At 35.7% G+C, this 19,738-nt stretch carries 14 protein-coding genes; 7 read left to right on the forward strand and 7 right to left on the reverse strand.

What is annotated here, in order from left to right:
- The first annotated feature begins 385 nt into the window (after positions 1-385).
- Positions 386-562, forward strand: a complete 177-nt coding sequence (locus ACIEHO_RS16045) for a hypothetical protein (protein ID WP_406973595.1) — start codon at positions 386-388, stop codon at positions 560-562.
- A 62-nt stretch (positions 563-624) separates the two neighbouring features.
- On the opposite strand, the gene ACIEHO_RS16050 is transcribed toward ACIEHO_RS16045, so the two are convergent.
- The 5 genes from ACIEHO_RS16050 to ACIEHO_RS16070 form a co-directional block, all read right to left on the reverse strand.
- A complete protein-coding gene (locus ACIEHO_RS16050; protein ID WP_406973597.1) occupies positions 625-2,706 on the reverse strand; it encodes a putative porin in 2,082 nt (693 codons plus the stop codon).
- A gap of 149 nt (positions 2,707-2,855) precedes the next feature.
- Complete coding sequence (locus ACIEHO_RS16055) at positions 2,856-4,190, reverse strand: DUF4302 domain-containing protein (RefSeq protein ID WP_406973599.1); 1,335 nt, start codon at positions 4,188-4,190, stop codon at positions 2,856-2,858.
- 7 nt (positions 4,191-4,197) lie between these two features.
- Positions 4,198-5,052 (reverse strand): zinc-binding metallopeptidase, encoded by an 855-nt coding sequence (locus ACIEHO_RS16060; protein ID WP_406973601.1) that lies wholly within the window; start codon positions 5,050-5,052, stop codon positions 4,198-4,200.
- A gap of 28 nt (positions 5,053-5,080) precedes the next feature.
- A complete protein-coding gene (locus ACIEHO_RS16065; protein WP_406973603.1) occupies positions 5,081-6,586 on the reverse strand; it encodes a RagB/SusD family nutrient uptake outer membrane protein in 1,506 nt (501 codons plus the stop codon).
- 12 nt (positions 6,587-6,598) lie between these two features.
- Entirely contained in the window at positions 6,599-9,964 is a 3,366-nt protein-coding gene (locus ACIEHO_RS16070; RefSeq protein WP_406973605.1) for a SusC/RagA family TonB-linked outer membrane protein, read from the reverse strand.
- 242 nt (positions 9,965-10,206) lie between these two features.
- On the opposite strand from ACIEHO_RS16070, the gene ACIEHO_RS16075 reads away from it, so the two are divergent.
- The 4 genes from ACIEHO_RS16075 to ACIEHO_RS16090 all read left to right on the forward strand — a co-directional run bounded on the left by ACIEHO_RS16075 (position 10,207) and on the right by ACIEHO_RS16090 (position 15,296).
- A complete protein-coding gene (locus tag ACIEHO_RS16075; protein WP_406973608.1) occupies positions 10,207-10,806 on the forward strand; it encodes a ribonuclease HII in 600 nt (199 codons plus the stop codon).
- A gap of 216 nt (positions 10,807-11,022) precedes the next feature.
- Positions 11,023-13,296 carry a ribonuclease HII gene (locus ACIEHO_RS16080; protein WP_406973610.1) on the forward strand — a complete coding sequence of 758 codons (2,274 nt, stop codon included), beginning with the start codon at positions 11,023-11,025 and terminating at the stop codon, positions 13,294-13,296.
- A gap of 332 nt (positions 13,297-13,628) precedes the next feature.
- A complete protein-coding gene (locus ACIEHO_RS16085) occupies positions 13,629-14,678 on the forward strand; it encodes a nucleoid-associated protein (RefSeq protein WP_406973612.1) in 1,050 nt (349 codons plus the stop codon).
- Between the two features lie 162 nt (positions 14,679-14,840).
- Entirely contained in the window at positions 14,841-15,296 is a 456-nt protein-coding gene (locus ACIEHO_RS16090; protein WP_406973614.1) for a hypothetical protein, read from the forward strand.
- 241 nt (positions 15,297-15,537) lie between these two features.
- Here ACIEHO_RS16090 and ACIEHO_RS16095 read toward each other — a convergent pair whose 3' ends face one another.
- On the reverse strand, positions 15,538-17,355 hold the full coding sequence (locus ACIEHO_RS16095; RefSeq protein ID WP_406973616.1) for a T9SS type A sorting domain-containing protein: 1,818 nt from the start codon (positions 17,353-17,355) through the stop codon (positions 15,538-15,540).
- A gap of 151 nt (positions 17,356-17,506) precedes the next feature.
- Here ACIEHO_RS16095 and ACIEHO_RS16100 point away from each other — a divergent pair, with 151 nt between their 5' ends.
- Together ACIEHO_RS16100 and ppk2 are read left to right on the forward strand one after the other, a co-directional pair.
- A complete protein-coding gene (locus ACIEHO_RS16100) occupies positions 17,507-18,277 on the forward strand; it encodes a DUF1961 family protein (protein ID WP_406973618.1) in 771 nt (256 codons plus the stop codon).
- A gap of 47 nt (positions 18,278-18,324) precedes the next feature.
- Positions 18,325-19,110: a polyphosphate kinase 2 gene (gene ppk2 / locus ACIEHO_RS16105; RefSeq protein WP_406973620.1), complete on the forward strand. Its 786-nt coding sequence runs from the start codon at positions 18,325-18,327 to the stop codon at positions 19,108-19,110.
- A gap of 24 nt (positions 19,111-19,134) precedes the next feature.
- Here the strand turns inward: ppk2 and ACIEHO_RS16110 are convergent, their stop codons facing one another.
- Positions 19,135-19,593 (reverse strand): hypothetical protein, encoded by a 459-nt coding sequence (locus ACIEHO_RS16110; RefSeq protein ID WP_406973622.1) that lies wholly within the window; start codon positions 19,591-19,593, stop codon positions 19,135-19,137.
- Between the last annotated feature and the right edge of the window lie 145 nt (positions 19,594-19,738).

The following is a 19,738-nucleotide window of genomic DNA, read 5'->3' on the forward strand; positions in this document are numbered from 1 at the left end:
CCCTTTTTTTAACTCCACAATACTTTTTGATGTTTTTTTGGAAAAAAATTTCTGGCCTTCTTCCCAAAAACAAAACGCAATCTTTATGAACTCCCGCCGAAGGCCCATATGCCGTTTTTAGCGGCTGCAAATGTACAGCCTTTTTTCAATCTGCAAAGTTTTTTTGGTTTTTTTTTAAAAGTTTTTTTAACCTCCTTTAAATACCAATAAACTGTCTATGAACTTGACGCCTTACAATGCTGATGTCTTGCTTAGCGGGGTGCAAATATACTACCCTTTTTTATTTACAAACAAACTTTTTTGAAGCTTTTTTTTAATATTTCTGCAACTGTTTTTTAATATTATATGTACCAATAGGTTACAATCAAAACAATATTGCTTTTTTATGCAAACAACTTTGCATAATGCACAATCTGAAACCTGTATTATGGCAATGGATAGCTTTCTTTTCTTATTGCAAACCACAGATAAGACCATGGCAGTACCCAACCTTAATATCTTACCTGGGTCTTGGCACAGCACTACGTTAGGGATTGGAGCGGCATCCTTTTTTGAGAAATGAAAAAAAGATACGGCAAAAAGCCCGACCCCCAGGGGAACGCTAAATGAAAATTATAATGGTTTTTATAAAAAGAAGTTCCAAACTACACCAAAACGGATAATAAAATCGCGATAAGGGTAATTGGGCGCCGAGTAATAGTTGTAACCTGTGTACGCTGAATTGAAATGCTCTGCCTTAAAATAGATTCGTGTTTGGCGAATTTTTGCATTTAAAAAGTAATCAAACCTTGGGAAGCTGCCATACTTTCTATCAGTCTGAGTATAAAATTCGGCCAAAAGTGGACTATAGGCGTCCATATAATACTTTGTAAAGTAGTTTAAGGTTACACCCGTTTGCAAATACAAAGCCTTTCTAAACACGTGGCTTGAAAAATAAAGTGTGTTTCTGGTATTGAATTCTGGCATGTTCAAGATGTTATTGTCATCTTTTACGTTTTGGTACATTATGGTATTGGCCAAAGCGAATTTGCCGAATTTTAATTCGTTTTCGAACTTTAACCGAAGATAGTTTATGGTGTTATTGTTTTGGTAAGGTTTTACCTCAAGTGTATCGGCTTCTTTCTTGAAATAAACATAATCGTTGATGGTTGAAAAATCCACAGTGACTTTTGCGTAGTTCTTCAATTTCAATTGAAACGCTAACTGCTGCGTTTCTGTATTGTTAAAATTATTCTGCCAATTATAGTTTATGTAATTACTTTGATAAAGCAAAGTATTGTAATTAGGTGCGCGCGAACTGTGATTGAGGGACGCTTGTGCCGAAACACCTTCTCTTAGTTTGAAACTAGCGAGGGCTTTTATAAAATTGCCTTCAAAATCACCAGAGACGTTGACCCCCATTTCTCCTTGCAAATTAAAACCTTTGTATTGCTTTTGATATTTCCCTCCTGCTGAATACACGTTACCTTTTAAACGGTTGGTTATGGTTTGTCCGTTTAACAACACCAACCTGTTATAACCATAATTGTAGTTGTTGTTACTTATATTGAATTGAAAGTTGCCCAACAAATGGTTATAGTACTCCAACTGCAGCTTGTTATAAAAGTTTTCGAGTGTTACACGCTCTTTTAGATTTCTGGTGTTAAAGGCTTCTCCAAAAATACCGGTGGCTGCGGTTGCTTGGTTGTATTCAAAGAATTTATCTTCAAATGATATAATATGTCTAAGATCAAGTTTATTTTTTTCCAAGAACTTACCCATAGGCTTTCTTACCTTTATGGAATCGTTTAGCGAATCTAATTTAACTTCTTCTTGAACTTCTTGTTCTACATGGTTAAATATATTGTAACTATGGTTTAAATAAAAGCGTTTTCCTCGCAGGATGCTTTCGGCATTTTCAAAATTGACATCAAGGATAGAACGATCTAAAAACTCTGGCTCTCCCGTTTCAAAGGGTTCTATACTGTTATCGCTAAGCCCACCATTTTCTTGATTCAACAAATCTTGCGTTACAATATGACCTTGTACCTTGTAGCGCTTGTCACTAGTCTGATAATTGGATGTAAACCTGAAATTACCAGTACTGGTAAGGATGTTTTGATATTTACCCAACGAACGCAAACCTTTATAGGCAATTGAAAAATTGAACTGCGGAGAGGTATTTACCGTAAAAAAGGAATCGACAAGCTGGCCTTGCTCGAATGCAGTTCTAAAAAAGAGCTCGGTTAATGGTGTTGGCACGCGGTAGTAGTATATGTCTTCAACTTCCATATAATTAAAATGCCTGGCCCGAGCACCAAACAGCGGCATTAAGTTGGTATTTTGAAAATCGAGTGTTAAGCTATTATAGGTCTGTCCGAGATTTGCAAAAGGAATCAGTCCGAAATTATCCTTTCTTAAATAATTAAACTTATAGTCCTTTTGTATGGTTAGAGTGGTATCGACATAGGTAGTATCGTTTTCGGAAGAAATAATAAGGTAATCTTCAATTTTGGCTTTATTATTGGCCTCTTGATCAAGCCCCGTAATTCTTTTTAAGGCACGGACTGCTTTAATCGTATCTTTTTGTTTTGGTGACCTTGTTAGGGAGTCTTGTCGTGATAAACTTGCTCTCCGTTGTTCACCTCCATTTTTAACTTTTTTATCTTGGGCTTGAACCCCCATTGTAACGAATAGTAAAAAGATAAATAAAATTACTTTTTTCATAATGCCTTTTGAAGTTGCAAATGTAAACACAAAATATGATAACGCTAAAAAGTGGACAAATTATTTAAGAGAATCAATACATTTAAAAAAACCTCTACATCCTATTAATGCAGAGGCTCATTTAGTTCAGCAATTAAGTCAAAAAAAGTTTATTGATCGTAGTAGTTTATCTCAATAGTTGGATCTGCTACACTAATCATTGAAAATGTCCTATTAGAATAAATATCTAAATTCCCTGTATTGTTCAGATAAAAACCAGAAGGTCCACCAATAAAAACATCAATTAATGGTTGAAAAATGGCTTTATTACCTGCTGAAGTATTAGACAAGCCTGTGTCTGTAAATACTACAACACCATCATTTACTTCAAAGTCTAACCCAAATAGGAAATTCCCAAAATTAGTAGCGAAAACCAGAATAGGTTGCGTGCCATCATTCAGCCCTACAAAATACACGAAATTTATTGTTAAACCATAGAATGACTCTAACTGCGCTGTATAGTCCTGATAAAAGCTAAGAAAGGCATTACTGGATTTTTCTAACTCCAAATCATTAAAAATCGCAAAGTTCCTACGCTCTCCAAAGGCATAAGGATCTAGGGGTGTTACAGGGGTATTCCCATACCCTATTTTAGCAGTAACCCCATCTACAACGGAAACATACTGAAGACCAGAGGAATCATCTAATAAGAAGTTTTCAAAAGCAACGCCATTAACCTCCAATGCAGGACTTATTACCAACCCATCTTCAGTAAAGGCAATTCCAAATTCTTCATCGGTAACAGCTCCACTAGCATCTTGTTTAGTTGGGTTTGCGAACAAAGTAACGTTATTATAATTTAAGGCATATCTATCGACCTCAGAACCATTTTCAACACTTAAAAAAGGAAAAGAGGTAACGGCATCAGAAGTTGTGAAATTTTCACGATTGACCAATGATGTTTCAACACTCGCCAAACTTTCAGTGTCGAAATCAGAAAAATTAGTTGGTGTTAAAATAAGTATTCCAGTACTTGTATTTCTCACATCACGAAATGTTATAACACCTTCTTCTTCACTAAAGAATTGAAATACCGAAGTCCCCTTAAAACCAGTACCCACTAGCCCAGGATAATCTGGGTTACTAACCTTTTGTATATGGTTTCTTGTAGTGAACACAAGTTCTGTTGTTGTACCCGTCCTTACATCATACGATGATGTTTGAATATCGGTATCCTCATCAAAATCAGACGTCATTCTTACAGTACCATCGGTGTTAAATTTCATATAATAGGTAAAACCGCCAAACTCATCATTTTTTGAAAAGTACAACGCTTTGTACCCTTGGGGTTCCGTTGTCAATAAATTTAATAGTACTTCGTTTTGTTCTGCTAGTCTATCTGCGGGGCTTTGATCAAACAACACTTCCCCATCATCGTTGTTACACGATACAAAAAGCAGCAAAGCCAAACAGATTAGCCAATTATTTCTATATATCTTTTTCATAGTTTTTTTAATTTACAAGTTCTTGAGTTGCTGCCGCAGTTAAAGCCTGTAGTTCATAAATATCAATATCAAAATTCTCTTTATAATACTTCACTACCATTTCTTCTTTTAACCTGATAATGGCTTTTGACTCTTCATTGTCTATACTTTCCACCATGGCATCAAATTCATCTTTGGAATTAGTAAGCATTTCTGAAACCATCTCTACAAAATCTTCACTTTCTTGACTAGAGCCATAAGCAGTTATATAACCTAGTTCTCTGGCTTCCTGATCCGTTCTGTTAAACCACTGCGCAGTATAGTCTGCCGGATTAATTTGCCCATATTCAGGATCTATAGGAACATTTTGATTTAAAATATGACCATACTCGTGCTGTACAGTTTTTAATGGTTGTTTGATACTGTTAATATCGGTAAAATCAAGAAAGTCAATATTAAACAATGTAATCTTTGCTCCGGCTTCTGCAACCCCTAGGGTAATGGTAGGGCTATTTGGATTATAATTAAAACTCCCCACAAAAGTAAACTGCCTAGGCGCTATCTTTTTAATAAAATCGATTCCTCCTACTTGCGAATAAGGCTCAATCCAAGCTTTTTGCAACGCCTCAGCTACGGGTTTCACACTAGATTCGTAGGGTGGATGCAAAAACCTATCGACATCGGTATCGTTAATATCCCATTTATAAAGGATTTCTATGTTATATGGTTTAACAAAGCTATTTCTTAACCAAATATCCAAATCGTTTAATATTGGAGGGGCCGTGTCTATTTGAGATTCGCCAACAGCGTCTGAACCATCGCTGCATGATACGGCTAACACCAAAACCATGCTTACAATTGCCATGTATATATTTCTTTTCATATTGTAATGTTTTATATTTTTCAAAATCTTACCTTGGGTTTGGAGATATACCAAAAGACTGAGCGGCTTCCGGTATTTGCACTAGCCTTCTGCTATCATTTTTAGGCAACGTATATGTATTGCCAAAAACATCCCGATGTTCAATAACCATATTGTGCCTTTTATTATCAAACCACCTTAAGCCGTCGTTATAAAATATAGTCCTTTTAATGGTTAACACAGCATTAACAAAGGCCAGTGATTCTTGAGGGATGGAATAAAAAGGTGTATACAGCATGGGGTTGGCCACTGAAAATCGTTGTTGAATATCTGAAACTGAAAGCTCATCAAGCGACGCATCGTAACCTCTTGTTTTTACTGAGTACGACAAATTAATGTCTGCGGCTGCATTATTGAATTGCCCTAGCATCGCATAGGCTTCTGCTCTATTCAGCAAGGCTTCATCTGTTGATAATAGAACAAACGTTACAAAGGGGGTACCCGTGCCAGCAGCCTGATTAGTAACTTTAAAATACTCTTGAAATTTAGGGACATTGAAAAACAAATCTCCACTTCCATAAACATCATAAGACCAAGGTTGACCGGTGCCATTAACTGCCGGGAAAATTTCATCACTTTTGTTATTATTTAACTGATATCTGGCCGCATAATGATATCTGTCGTATATAGATTCTGCTGACACCAAAAGTAAATTTGCTGGTTCCGCTGTTGACGATGTATATCTAAGTGTTTGTTCGGAATAGGTTTTTGGTCTATATTGGTTTTCCCAATTTCTTAGAACCCCTGTACCGCCAAGACCTAAAGCCAAAGTACTGTGATCAATTACTTTCTGCCATTCTCCCGTATGTAAATAAAATCGGGAAGCAAAAGCATTTGCTGCTTGTTTTGTAAAATGAAAAGCTTCAACATTATAATCGTCTTCGATTAATGGTAAGCCGTTTTTAATATCTGCTCTTATGTTTTCATAAACATCAGCAACTGTTCCTCTATCGTAATCTCCCAACAGCACGGTTTCAGGTTGAGAAACGTATGGTATGCCAATATCTGAAACTGCAGTTGCAGGATTGTAAGCTTTCGAAAAAATAGTCACCAACATAAAATGGGCATAGGCTCTGCATATCAAAGCTTCACCCTTAAGATGATTTAGCTCAGCGCCTCCTCCTAACTCTTCAATAGACACCAAAGCTTGATTGGCTTGAGCTATAGCCTTATAAGCGCGATTCCAGTAATTGGTTGGCGTGTCTATATCTATGTCATTAATATCATCCCAAAAAAACATGCGTTGGTTTAGAGTAGTAGCAAAATCAATTCCTGTATCAGCACTTGGCCCTTTGTCTCCCGCATTATCAGACATTGGCTCTAAAAAGCTTACATAAGCCGCATCGGGGTAAGCCCCTACAAGCAATTCAGCTATTTTCTCTGGGGAGTCAATTGTAGTTCTATTATCTGGTGTTTCATCTAAAACATCGTTACATGAAGATGTTAATAAGACCAGTATTAAGACCTTTATTATATTAAACTTTATATTTTTCATATTATCTTTTTTTTAAAACCCAACATTAAGTGAAAACGTGAACAGCCTTGAAATTGGATAGGCTACACCACCAGATCTGAAAAACTCAGGATCCTGACCTCCAAGCTTGGAGTCTGAGTAAATTAAGAACGGATTTGTAGTTTGTACACTTAATCTAAAACTAGAAAGCCCCAACCTATAGGTAGTATTTGTATCCAGGCTATACCCTAATGAGATATTTTTCATTCTTATAAAACCGCCATCGGCCGTCCTTGCAGTAGAGTAATTATAAGCGTTATAAGCTCTTTCAACCTCATTGTCACCAAATGCTTGCAATACACTTTGCGATGCAATTGTCGGTACATCTGTGATATTTTCGTCTCCAGGGATTAACCACCGGTTTACAAATTCACGTGGAAAAACATCTAAATCTGTATATTCCGAATTGTATGCCGGATTTAGCCTTACCTTGTTTCCTGCTGAAAACGAAATAAAGAAACTGAAATCCCAATTTTTATATTTAAAGCTATTTGAAAGCCCACCAGAAATATTAGGCTCTGTTGGCCCTTCGTAAACCAAATAATCCAGTACATTGTCAGTATCCTGAAAATCGATTAAGTCATAAGGTTTTGATGGGTCGAAATCTACGTCATCGGTTAAAAATACCGGCAAACCAAACTCATTAAGTCCTTCAAAGTTAAAAGAAAAGAGTGACCCTTTTGGATAGCCAATAGCATTACCACGACCAGTCCCAGTAACCAAATCGAACACGTTCGATTCTTGCTTTAAAGAAGTAATCTCTTGGTTGAAGTGTGAAATATTGAATCCCGTTTTCCAACTGAAATTATCAGAATCCATATTTACAGTGTTCAACTGAAATTCTACTCCATTAGTTGTCATTTCAGAATTATTGCCCAATTTTATTGACTCACCACCAATTCCCGTAGTTCTTATCAAATCAATTAAATCCTTACCTTTTCTAAAATAAGCATCAAAATTCATTCTAATTCTATTATTGAAGAAACCTACATCCAACCCTAAATTAAGTTCAAGTGTTTTTTCCCAAGTTAGTTCGGTATTTTGCAAATCCTCAATGTCGATGTAATTCTCTCTATCATCATTATTAAACCTATCTGTAATTTGGTTTCTGAAAACCGCCAAGTTATTAGTAGCATTATCAGCCAATAAAGCGACCAAACCGTAACTTGGTCTAAACGCTAAACTGGAAATCACGTTAGAATTTTTAATAAAGTCTTCTTTATCTACATTCCACTTACCACCTATCGTATAAGTTGGCAGCCACCTGGAATCTGAAGATTTTCCCGCTCGGTTAGAACCCTCATAATTTCCCGTAAGATTCAATACATATTTTTTCTTATAATCATATGTAACATTTGTAAAGAAGGACACTTCACGTTGCCGAGTCTCTTGTGATGAGAAATATGGGTTACCTTCCAAAATAGCTTTTTTCAAAATGTCAGGGTCTGTGAACACCGTTCCCCCTCGGCTAAATTGATAACCATAGCCTGTATTATCACTTTCACTTCTGTCAGTATATCGGTATTCTTGACCACCATAAATACGAAGACCATGAACATCGTTAAATCGTTTCGTGAAATCTAAAGTATTTCTGAAGGTATAGGTAACCAAGGTATTTTTTGATGTTTTTAAAATCCCTCCTACCGGCAAAACTACACGAGGTCTAGAATTAGGTTCGTCTGGATCTGTAAATAAAAATACATTGGCATCTTGAACAATAGTGGTTTCATCTGCTCTGTAGGCTGCAGCCACATTTGAATTCTCTGTTATAGAATGCTCGCCATTAGATGAAGCATATCTTGCAGAACCTAAAAAATTATAGGTTAAATTATCATTAATCTTATATTCTGCCTGACCTTGAAACTTGATGTCGGAAACATTTAATTCTATTCCATTATTTTTCAATTCGTTTAAAATATTAAACGGCGCCCAATTGTATCTAGAATACTCTAAATTGCCATCATTATCTCTGGGGCGTAAAGCTCGACTTGTATTGATAGCATAACTAAAAGGATTGATATCGAAATCTCTGGTGTAAGAGCCGCTAACTAAATCTTCTTCTCTGGCAAACGTACCAGGTGCTAATTGGTTTCTTATAGAACCTTGTAGTTGAGTAGTAATCTTTAATTTATCATCAGCCAAATAATAGGTATTACGTAAATTACCCGTTATTCGCCTTACCCTATCTGCAACAGACCACCCGCCATCAGTGTAATAGCCCAATGATGCATAAGATGTCGCATTTTCTCCACCACTGGAAAAACTTAAGGTATGTGTCTGCGTTGGAGCCGTACTGAACAAAGTTTTAAACCAATTACTATTGGCTCGTTCATATTGTTGCAAAAACCTTGCTCTTGCCTCTGGCGTGTTTTCCAATTCAAATTGCCCTGTATTTTCGTTATAATTATTTATGGCACGGTACATAATATTATAGATTCCACCATATCTTCCTTGAAAGGAAGAAGGTAAATCTAGAAACCCTTTCGATTCCATTTCTCTGTAAACCGATACCGTTTCCTGAGAGTTAAGCAAGTCATAATTAGTGTATCTCGGAATATCCCTAACAGCGTATTCAGATCCATAATTAAACGTAGGTTTCTGGTTCTTTTTACCAGATTTAGTGGTAATAACCACCACTCCGTTTAATGCTCTAGCTCCGTAAAGCGCCGTTGCAGAAGCATCCTTTAGAATTTCAAAACTTTCAATATCTGATGCGTTTAAACCCGCAACAGCAGAACTTAAAAGCGTACTGGCATCACCAGACACTAAATCGGATACCGAAAGGTTAACAATTTCTTCTTGAATAACGCCATCAATAATCCAAATTGGCTTTGTATCGCCTAAAATAGATGAAGAACCACGAATGGTAATTCTGGGTGCGGCACCAAAAGTTCCGGTAACATTTTGAACACTTACACCTGCAGCTCGGCCTTCTAACGCGCGAGACACATCGGCTACACCATCAAGTTTTACATCAGCCGCTTTAATGGTTTGGGATGCCCCGGTAAACAATTCCCGTCTTACATTTTGATAACCTGTAATTACAACAGTTTCCAAACTTTCAACGTCCTCGACCATGGTGACATTAATAACTTCCTGGGCTCCAACGGTAATGGTTTGCGTTTGCATCCCCACAAAACTGAATTTTATAACATCGCCTGTTTTGGCAAAAATGCTATATTCGCCATCAAAGTTTGATGTCACTCCTTTATTAGTGCCATCAATAACAATAGTAACCCCTGGAAGTGGCATATTGCTAGCGTCTGTTATGGTACCTGAGATGGTTTTTTCTTGAGCAAAGGAAAGTTGAATTGAAAACGCCAAAAGCAGCGTTAACAAACTTGTCAAGTTCAATTTCATAAAATAATTATTTGAGTTAGTCCGAAACGAATTTCATAATATTATATTGAAAAAGCAAAAAGTTTAACAAAAACATCTTAAAAAAAAACAAAAAGTATAACGTTAGAATCGCTTTAAATTAACAAATCATTAATTTCGTTGTAAAAAACAACGGAAAATGACCAAATTATTAAATATTCTACAATGCAAATTACGCCATCAACTATACATTTCTTATTCTGCCATTACGTAAAAACAAGTCAATGCTACTAATCAATCACTCAAAATTTATATTAGAATGCGGTACCGACGAAGCTGGCCGAGGATGCTTGGCCGGTCCTGTAACTGCAGCGGCAGTAATCCTTCCTAAAGATTTTAAGAACGAGGTATTGAACGACTCCAAACAACTCAGTGAAAAAAAACGAGAGCTTTTAAAACCCACAATAGAAAACCAAGCTGTAACATTTGGGGTCTCCCATGTTTTTCAAGAAGAAATTGATACCATAAATGTTTTAAATGCTTCCATTTTGGCCATGCATAAATCGATTGACCAATTAAAACCCCGACCCAAATTCATTATTGTTGATGGCAATAAGTTTAAGCCTTACGCCCAAATTCCTTTTGAGACTATTATAAAAGGAGACGGCAAATACCTAAGCATTGCTGCGGCCTCTATTTTGGCCAAAACCCATAGAGACCAATACATGGAAATGATTCACGAAGAGTTTCCTATGTACAATTGGAAAAAAAATAAAGGTTACCCCACCAAAGAACACCGAGAGGCCATTAAAAAATACGGCATAACAAAATACCATCGAAAATCGTTTAGACTATTACCTGAACAGTTAAAGTTAGACTTATAAATTTTTAATGAGTCAAAAAAATATTAGGTTTGTAAAAATTAATTTTTATCCATGAGATTATTTTGCCTCTCCCTCCTACTTGTTTTATTTTTCAACTGTTCTAGTCCTACAAAAAAAAATAAGGCTTTAATAGATTTTGTCCCAAAAAATGCTTCTATAGTTCTGAGGACATCAAATCTGGAAAGCTTAAAGAGCAGCATAAAAAACAGCGGTTTTTTGCAACAAATATCAAAAACCAATAGCTACACTCACCTTGAAAAAAGATTGGAGAACCTATCGCACTTTAAGCCATCAAGTGATATTCTGATTTGTTTTTCGACAGATGAGAATGACAGTTTACAATATTCCATCATCACCAAGTTTAACAAAAGCCTGTTTGAAACCGATTCTTTGAAGAATTACACTGAAGAAACTCTTAACTATAAAAATAAATCGATTACCAAATCAACATTAAATAAAAACACCTTTTATAGCACTGTGGTTGACAGTGTGTTTTTTGCCTCGTCATCGAAAAAAGTGACCTCAGCTATTTTTGGAAATAGAACAGTAAGCAACGAACTCGAAAAGATTTATAAAACGTCGAGCAATGACAAAACACTTTCGGTCATTTTAAAATCAACCAGCAATAACACACCAGTGAATTCTTTTTTTATTGAAGATTCATTGTCTTTTAAAAAGTTTACAAATTATCTGGCTATCGACCTTGAACTAGGGCAAAACGTAATGTATTTCAATGGCATCACCAAGGCCAACGATTCAACCGAAAGTTTGGTAAATGTATTTAAGAACACGATTCCGCAAGAAAACCAGACACAGGACATTTCACCTTCAAACAGTGATGGTTTTTTGAGTATTACTTTTGATGACTTCAAGACGTTTGAAACCAATTTAAATCGTTTTAACAAAAAAGATTCCATAACCCAAAATTCAGCACTTTTTAATAATATTTCTGAAATTGGCGTTATTTATGAAGATGAAAACAGAGCAATTGTCTTGAATTCAATTGATGTTATTGCTACCCAAGAAGCCTTGTTGAGTGAACAGACAAAAATTGACACCTACCGCGATGTTGACATTTATAATTTCAGTACCCCTAGCCTATTTCCTCAAATATTTTCGCCTTTTATTTCTTATGAAAAAGCCAACTCCTATTGTATTCTAGACCACTTTTTTGTGTTTGCTGGCAACCAAGATATGCTTGTAAATATTATTGCTAATTATCAAAATGAAACGACACTAAGCCACCGAACATATTATAACAACATTAGTGAAAAATTGAGTAGTGCGGCATCTTTTCTTCAAGTCAGTAATACTTCAACCTTAAAGTCTATTATTGACAAGAACTTGAAAGCTGAAGAAAATTACAAAGTAAAAAACGACAATATTTCAGCCATACAGTTTATATACGACAATCATTTTGCACATGTTAATGCCATAATAAGTAAAAACAAAACCAAGGTTGAACAAAATTCGGTATCTGAAGAACTCAACATCAAACTGGACAACGCTATTTTGAACAATCCGCAGTTTGTTAAAAACCATATTACCGGTCAGAAAGAAATTGTGGTACAAGACGTAAACAACAACCTTTATTTAATTTCCAACACCGGAAAAATCCTTTGGAAAAAACAATTACAGGGCAACATTTTAGGTAACATCGAGCAAATTGATATTTACAAAAACGGAAGACTTCAACTGATTTTTGCCACGCCAAATCGAGTTTATGTATTAGACAGAAACGGAAAAGAAGTTCGGCCATTCCCCTTAAAATTCAACGATAAAATTACCCAGCCGCTTTCAGTTTTCGATTACGATAAACGAAAAAATTATAGGCTGATGGTTACCCAAGGCAAAAACGTTTTAATGTATAATGTTAAAGGTAATATTGTTAAAGGCTTCATGTTTAAATCGGCCAATGGCACAATCTTATCTCAACCCAAGCATTTCAGGATTGGCAGGAAAGACTACTTAACCCTAAAAACCGAAAACAAACTTTATATTTTAGATAGGATAGGAAAAAACAGGATAACACCAAAAAGCCAAAGCAATTACTCCAACCAACCTGTATTTTTATACAATAACAAATTTACAACAACCACGGCCAATGGAAAACTTTTTTCAGTTGACACAAGAGGAAACGTTTCCAGTGCCGGCTTAAATCTTTCTGAAAAGCATTTTTTAGAAACTACAAGCAAAACTTTGGTAGCGCAAAGCGAAAACAAAATTTCTATAAAAAACAGAACTATCGAAATGGATTTTGGCAATTACACCAGGCCAAGTATCTTTTATATATACGATAAAATCTACGTTTCAACCACCGATTTGCAATCGCACAAAGTTTACCTTTTTGACAGCCAGTCTAAACCCATCACTAATTTTCCAGTATACGGAAGCTCTTCAATACAGTTGGATAATATTGACAGGGATCGAAAATTAGAATTTGTCACCAAAGGTGAAAGCAATTCGGTTATCCTCTACCAAATCAATTAATATCAAACGATAATCTATTATCCATAGAAACATGGCAATACCTAATACTATATGATTGAATAAAATTTGCCGCAGTAATTTGTCAGTAAAAAACTAATCTTTATCTTTAACCCAGCTATTAATCAATTCGTTACAAATGAGATATCACCAAAAAACCTTTCTCATTATTCTTTTCGCGCATTCTGTATTCAGCAATTTAATTCATCTAAAAATTTAACGATAACCAAATCTAAAGTCCTCAAGTCTCGGGCACCAAAGTGTAATGCTTTGGTGCCTATTTTTGCTCTTTTTATTTTTGAAATTAGTACTATTGCAACACAAATTCTTATCATATGATTTCTAGAAAAAACGCGTCCATTTCAAAGTTCATTATTCATAAAGTCGGAAACAAATTCAACGATACAAAAAATGCCTTTTCGGAAAAATTGGTGGATTTTGATGAAGCCAGTTATGATTTAATGCTACCGTTTTTATTACGCCCCTTTGGAAGCGTGGTGCAAAGTTACCGGTTTAACCACCATGCCAACATTGCTCTTAATGAAATAAATAGCTATGCGGCCCAAATACTAAATGAAGATGACAATTTCATTGATGTTTCAAAGCACATCGTTATGCATTTGTACGAGCAATCAAATTCTGCCAACATAAAAACCGGGGATGTTTTGGTTGTGCTATTTGAAGGCATTGAGTTTAACGAAATAACTACCAATGCCCTCGGTATTTTTAAAATAGAAAACAAAGTGAATTTCTTCCAAACCTATTTAGAAAATAATAGTTATGATGTACTTGTCCAAAAAGGGATTAACTCAAAAAAAGTAGATAAAGGTTGCCTAATTTTAAATCAGAGCGATGGCGAAGGCCATATTGTTCTTAGCGTTGACAATAATAGCTACGACGCCCAATACTGGCTAAACCATTTTTTAAACATAAAATATGCCGATGATTCCAATAACCACACTCAGCAGTATATAGAATTGTGCAAAGATTTTTCTACAGAAATTATAAAGACCACTTACGGCGCTCAAGAAAGAAACACTTTTTTATCCAAAACCATCGACTTTTTCAAAGAAAACGAAGTGGTAAACATTGAACGTTTTAAAGACGAACTTTTTGAAGAAGACAAACACAAAAAAGAATTTGACAGCTTTAAAAAGGAATTTGAAGGCGAGCAAAACTTGGTTATCCGAAATCAGTTTGATGTCGCCGAAGCTGTTGTAAACAAGGAAAAACGCAAAATTAAAACTGACATAAAACTGGATACTCACATACAGATAAAACTGGATATTGATGTCCCCGACGCTTCAACCGAGTATTTAGAGCGCGGTTACGACGAAGAAAAGAAAATGCATTTTTATAAAGTATTTTTTAATGCGGAGGCATAAATGTACTCATAGCTACTGTCAAAAATTTCTAGTATATTCGCTAATACTGATAAAAAACTTTTTTAATGTATGTTGGAGAATTAATTAAATTGTATCCATCTCTTAGAAACCTAAATAAACACATTAGAAATCGTTGCCCACTTCAGGATTAATAAAAAAATTATGAAATACTTTAACCTTTTTACAGTGCTATTTTTAGTTTTAGTTCTTTCCTGTAATAAAAGTTCTAAATCAGCAAAACAAGAAGTCCAAAAATCAGTTCAGGTTGAGAACACGCCTACTGCACCGGTGCCATCAACATCTCCAGTGGAAACTCAAAATTCAACAGGACAAGTCTTTCACTACACTTGTCTCAAAGGTTGTTCTGGTGGTGCTAATACAGCTGTTAACTGTAAGACCTGCGGAAATCTTTTAACACATAATGCTGCATATCATAACAAACCCAGTAGTGCTCCTTTTGCAGGGCCTTACAATAATGCTCCCAATAATCCTACCAGCAAAGCATCTGGCGTAATGCATTATATCTGTAGCAATGGATGTGCAGGGGGATCTGGATCTGCCGGAACTTGCAACACATGCGGGGCAACCCTCACTCATAATACGGCTTATCATCAATAACAATTAAGTTCTATTTCATAGACAGGCCACTGCCATAACTTTTTCTTCACTTATGTTAAATAAACTACTTTTAAGCCTATAAGGAGCAAACCAATGGCACCGTAAAAAGCCGAGCAAAAAGTAGTATTACAAAGTGTTTTTTAATACCGAGGATAAGGCTATAAATGGTACATGGAAAACAAAGAAAACCTTTCAGGAATAATATTTTCCGAAGCTTTCTTTTTAAATATTCCTTTAGTTTTTATTCTTTAACAATGATTTTATTTATAATACCATTTTCAGTAATAACCTTGACAGCGTAAATACCTGGAGCAGCATCAATATTTACTTTTGCAGTTTTATCTTCAATTTCGTCTTCCTTTATCAAGCGAATTTGTTTTCCCAATATATTAAATACCGCGATTTGCTTAACACTTCCCACTTCTACTAAATCTATAAAGAATTCATTCTTAAATGGTACTGGATATATTTTTATCAACGCATTGTCCAAAATATTGTCTTGAACGGATAAGGCATTATCGTTTTGACTATTGATTATGTCTTCAACAAGGCTATTTAAATAAACTTCAACATTAGTGTAACCACCATCCAACGAGGTTGATGGCCCATCGGAAGCATTATTTTTATCAAGTCCATTGGCATCTTCCCAATCATCTGGCATGCCGTCATTATCAGTATCGGAGGGCGCTGGGGTGGAGTTATATGTCGGCCATCCGCCAACATCACCTTGTGTATCAATAATACCAAGAGTACTACCATTTGACCCTGTATAGGTGTAAGTACCGTTTTCAGTTTCGTTTACTATACGTGTATCAATCGCATCACGTATCAAAGAGGCACCTCCGTAAGCTAGTACTTTGCTGTAAGCTTCTGTTGCGGAGTGCGTTGTAACATTGCCCTGCACATCAAGTGGTGTATTCAACTTCATGGCTATTTTATCACCTTCAGAGACAGGAATAGTGTACTCGCATGTTATGGTATTTCCGTTACTGTCCTTACAAGTTTGTGTGTAGGAGGTGTACGAACTATGAAACTGATTATAAACGCCATACGTCCAATTATCATTTGTTGGATTAGAGTGACCATCAACATAATTTCCATCAATATAAAACTTGCCCCACGTATCATAAACTGCGGTGCCTTTAACTTTGTTTTTATCTATTGATATAATTCGTCCTTCTTTGGTGGTTCCATTATTTGTCAATGTTGCAGGTCCTGGTTTATAATAGTTGTTAATGATATTCACGTTCATGGCCTCACCACCATAAGCACTATTATGCCCCCAATTGTAAATAACATTATTTCTAATATCTACCAAATCAGTAAGCGCGAAAGACGTCCCCGCAGATTCTCCAAGTCTCGCATTTCTGCTGTCGTGATGAGCCAGCAAATTATGATGAAAGGAAGCGTTTTTACCTCCCCAAATACCGCCATAGCCATGGGCTCCTTTTCCGTGCACGGAATTACGCAGACTTTCTGAGATAATGCACCATTGTACTGTTGAGCTTTCGTTGTTGTAAAAAGAGACACATTCGTCTGTTGACCAACTCATGGAACAATGGTCGATAATAATATTATTATGAAATCTACCGCCTAACGCATCGCCTTCATGTTGGGCTTCGTCGCCCATTCTAAATCTCATAAAACGGATAATCACATTATTGGCATCTACCGTTACAGAGTAGTTTTTTAAACATATCCCATCGCCAGGAGCCGTCTGTCCCGCTATGGTAATATTATCGTTGGTTATTTTTAAATCGCTATTAAGCGTAATAACCCCAGAAACCTTAAACACCACTATTCTCGGACCACTAGCCTGCACTGCGGCACGTAAGCTCCCAGTTCCAGAATTGTTTAAATTGGTAACGTATATAACTTGTCCGCCTCTCCCGCCAGTAGCAAATTTCCCAAAACCTTCGGCACCTGGAAAAGCCGGTGGATCAACCAGCACATCAAAATCATTTAGTTGATTTGACATGCTGTTCAAATCATTTGATGTTTCTTTTGCAACAAAAGCACAAAAGAGCATCGGTATAAATAATAGTAATAATTTCTTCATAACTGTAAATCTAGGTTTCTTATATTTAGGAAAATCATACAAAGTTAGCTATTCTTTATGAACATTTAGGATGGTTTTATCTAATTAATCATTAATACGCCAAATATTTCTGTTTAACCATAATAACGTCTTAAAAGGCTGAACATTTAAAATGAAAATTGTTATAACCCTATTATTTTTTCTTTTTCCGATTATATCTTTTGGTCAGTATGCTGATTTTGACAGGCTGAACAAATCGGAAAAATGGCAACTTAAGTTTGATGATTCGAATACCACAAACTGGCAAGACCATTGGTTTTTAGATGGTAAACGAGCCAAAGTTGAAACAAATAACAAGAGTATGACTTTTACCGCTGGGCCTATTGAACGAGATGACGCTCATCATGCTGTACTTTGGACAAAAAAATCTTTTAAAGGCGATGTAAAAATAGAGTACGACTATACCAGAACCGACACCAAACAAAAATGGGTTAATATTTTATACATTCAAGCAACGGGTGTAAAGCCCTTTAAAAAAAATATTTATAAGTGGAAGAAAAAAAGAGGTATTCCAGCCATGAAAACCTATTATAACCACATGAAACTCTTGCATATTAGTTATGCGGCTTATAACAACCATACTAGCCAGGAATATGTTCGAGCACGATTTTATCCGGTTCCAGATGGAAAAAATTTCAACAGCAGTACAGAAATACAACCGGATTCATTCGACACAGGACTTTTTAAGCCCAATATCACCTATAAAATAACGACCATAAAAACGGATAAATGGCTTTTCTTTAAGGTTGAAGGAGAAAATGAAAAGAGGTTATTCTCTTGGAACATTTCAAATATTGCACCTATTAAAAAAGGCCGCATTGGACTACGACATATGTTTACACGCTCGGCAAGGTATACGAATTTTAAAATATCAACTAAATGATATGTCAGCACCTCAATAGGTTTTTATTTTTTATTAACTTGTAGGGCATGAAAAACAGCAAATCCAAAAAGTTTAACTACGATAAAGAACTAGCCAAATTACATACAGAACTTGTACACTTGCAGCAATGGGTAAAAAAGCGAGGGTTAAAAGTTGTTATTGTTTTTGAGGGCAGGGATGCCTCTGGTAAAGGTGGTACCATAAAAAGATTCACAGAGCCATTAAATCCACGTGTCTGTAAAGTAGTTGCTTTGGGGGTTCCTACTGAAAAAGAAAAAACGCAATGGTATTTTCAAAGGTATGTCCAGTATTTGCCAGCAGCGGGTGAAATTGTACTTTTTGATAGAAGCTGGTATAATCGTGCTGGCGTTGAAAAAGTAATGGGATTTTGTACCGATGAGGAATATCGTGAGTTCCTTCGCTCCTGCCCAGAATTTGAGCGTATGCTAGTTAGGTCTGGTATAGTTGTGTTGAAATATTGGTTTTCGGTAAGTGACGAGGAACAAGAACGACGTTTTAAAAACCGGATAAACAACCCATTAAAACGCTGGAAGTTTAGCCCTATGGATTTAGAATCGCGTTCGCGCTGGTTAGAATATTCTAAAGCTAAAGACAATATGTTTGCTCATACCGACACAAAACAAGTACCATGGTATGTGGTGAATTCAGACAACAAGAAAAAGGCGCGCCTGAACTGCATTAGCCATGTTTTAAGTATGATACCCTACGAAAAAATGGATGTAAAACCTATAGAATTACCCGAACTACCCGACTATGAAGGCTATGTTAGGCCACCATTGAACTACCAAACCTTTGTGCCAGAGAAGTATTAAACCCATTTTGAAGAAAAGTACACATTAAGGATCCTTTCGATTTCCTTTAATGTTATCAATACGCTCTGCAAAAGCATCTCTTTTATTTTTAAAAACAATATTATAAAGAAACCTTTCTTCAAGAAGCAAGCCTGAGCCTAACAAAATCATTAAGGCGAAAATGGACAACAACGAAATAAATATAGAATATTCCTCTCTAAAATCTGCCTCAAGAAGGGTATAGATAAGGTACAAAGCTGTTGTGATGAGCCCGATGGCAAATACAGCATTTACAGCCCAAAGCAATACATTTTTAAATTCTGTAACGGTATACTTTTTTACGTTGTAAATTTCTAAAGTTTTAAAATGAAAAACAACACTTAAAACACCGGTTAACATCAGAAACACCGGAATAAGCATGGTATATTCAAAAGGTGATGTTTCAACAATTAAAACAAAATACATTAAAATAGACATTAGCAATACTAGTATTATACTACTCACCAAAAGTACTATTTTCAAAACACGCCAAAACTTCATTTTTCAATAAATTGAGTTTACCAACTAAAATTATGTCTAGTCCTAAATAACCGATACAGATTATTAAAGGATTAAATTTATAAATTAAAGCTGAACAATGGTAACATTG

The sequence above is a fragment of the Flavisericum labens genome, assembly GCF_045446075.1.
GTDB classification, from domain to species: domain Bacteria; phylum Bacteroidota; class Bacteroidia; order Flavobacteriales; family Flavobacteriaceae; genus Flavisericum; species Flavisericum labens.

Bases quoted from the DNA above. Each gene is read 5' to 3' on its own strand.
- ACIEHO_RS16070 (WP_406973605.1), bottom strand. From the start codon at position 9,964: ATGAAATTGAACTTGACAAGTTTGTTAACGCTGCTTTTGGCGTTTTCA.
- ACIEHO_RS16085 (WP_406973612.1), top strand. From the start codon at position 13,629: ATGATTTCTAGAAAAAACGCGTCCATTTCAAAGTTCATTATTCATAAA.
- ACIEHO_RS16090 (WP_406973614.1), top strand. From the start codon at position 14,841: ATGAAATACTTTAACCTTTTTACAGTGCTATTTTTAGTTTTAGTTCTT.
- ACIEHO_RS16075 (WP_406973608.1), top strand. From the start codon at position 10,207: ATGCTACTAATCAATCACTCAAAATTTATATTAGAATGCGGTACCGAC.
- ACIEHO_RS16095 (WP_406973616.1), bottom strand. From the start codon at position 17,355: ATGAAGAAATTATTACTATTATTTATACCGATGCTCTTTTGTGCTTTT.
- ACIEHO_RS16065 (WP_406973603.1), bottom strand. From the start codon at position 6,586: ATGAAAAATATAAAGTTTAATATAATAAAGGTCTTAATACTGGTCTTA.
- ACIEHO_RS16055 (WP_406973599.1), bottom strand. From the start codon at position 4,190: ATGAAAAAGATATATAGAAATAATTGGCTAATCTGTTTGGCTTTGCTG.
- ACIEHO_RS16060 (WP_406973601.1), bottom strand. From the start codon at position 5,052: ATGAAAAGAAATATATACATGGCAATTGTAAGCATGGTTTTGGTGTTA.
- ACIEHO_RS16100 (WP_406973618.1), top strand. From the start codon at position 17,507: ATGAAAATTGTTATAACCCTATTATTTTTTCTTTTTCCGATTATATCT.
- ACIEHO_RS16045 (WP_406973595.1), top strand. From the start codon at position 386: ATGCAAACAACTTTGCATAATGCACAATCTGAAACCTGTATTATGGCA.
- ACIEHO_RS16050 (WP_406973597.1), bottom strand. From the start codon at position 2,706: ATGAAAAAAGTAATTTTATTTATCTTTTTACTATTCGTTACAATGGGG.
- ppk2 (WP_406973620.1), top strand. From the start codon at position 18,325: ATGAAAAACAGCAAATCCAAAAAGTTTAACTACGATAAAGAACTAGCC.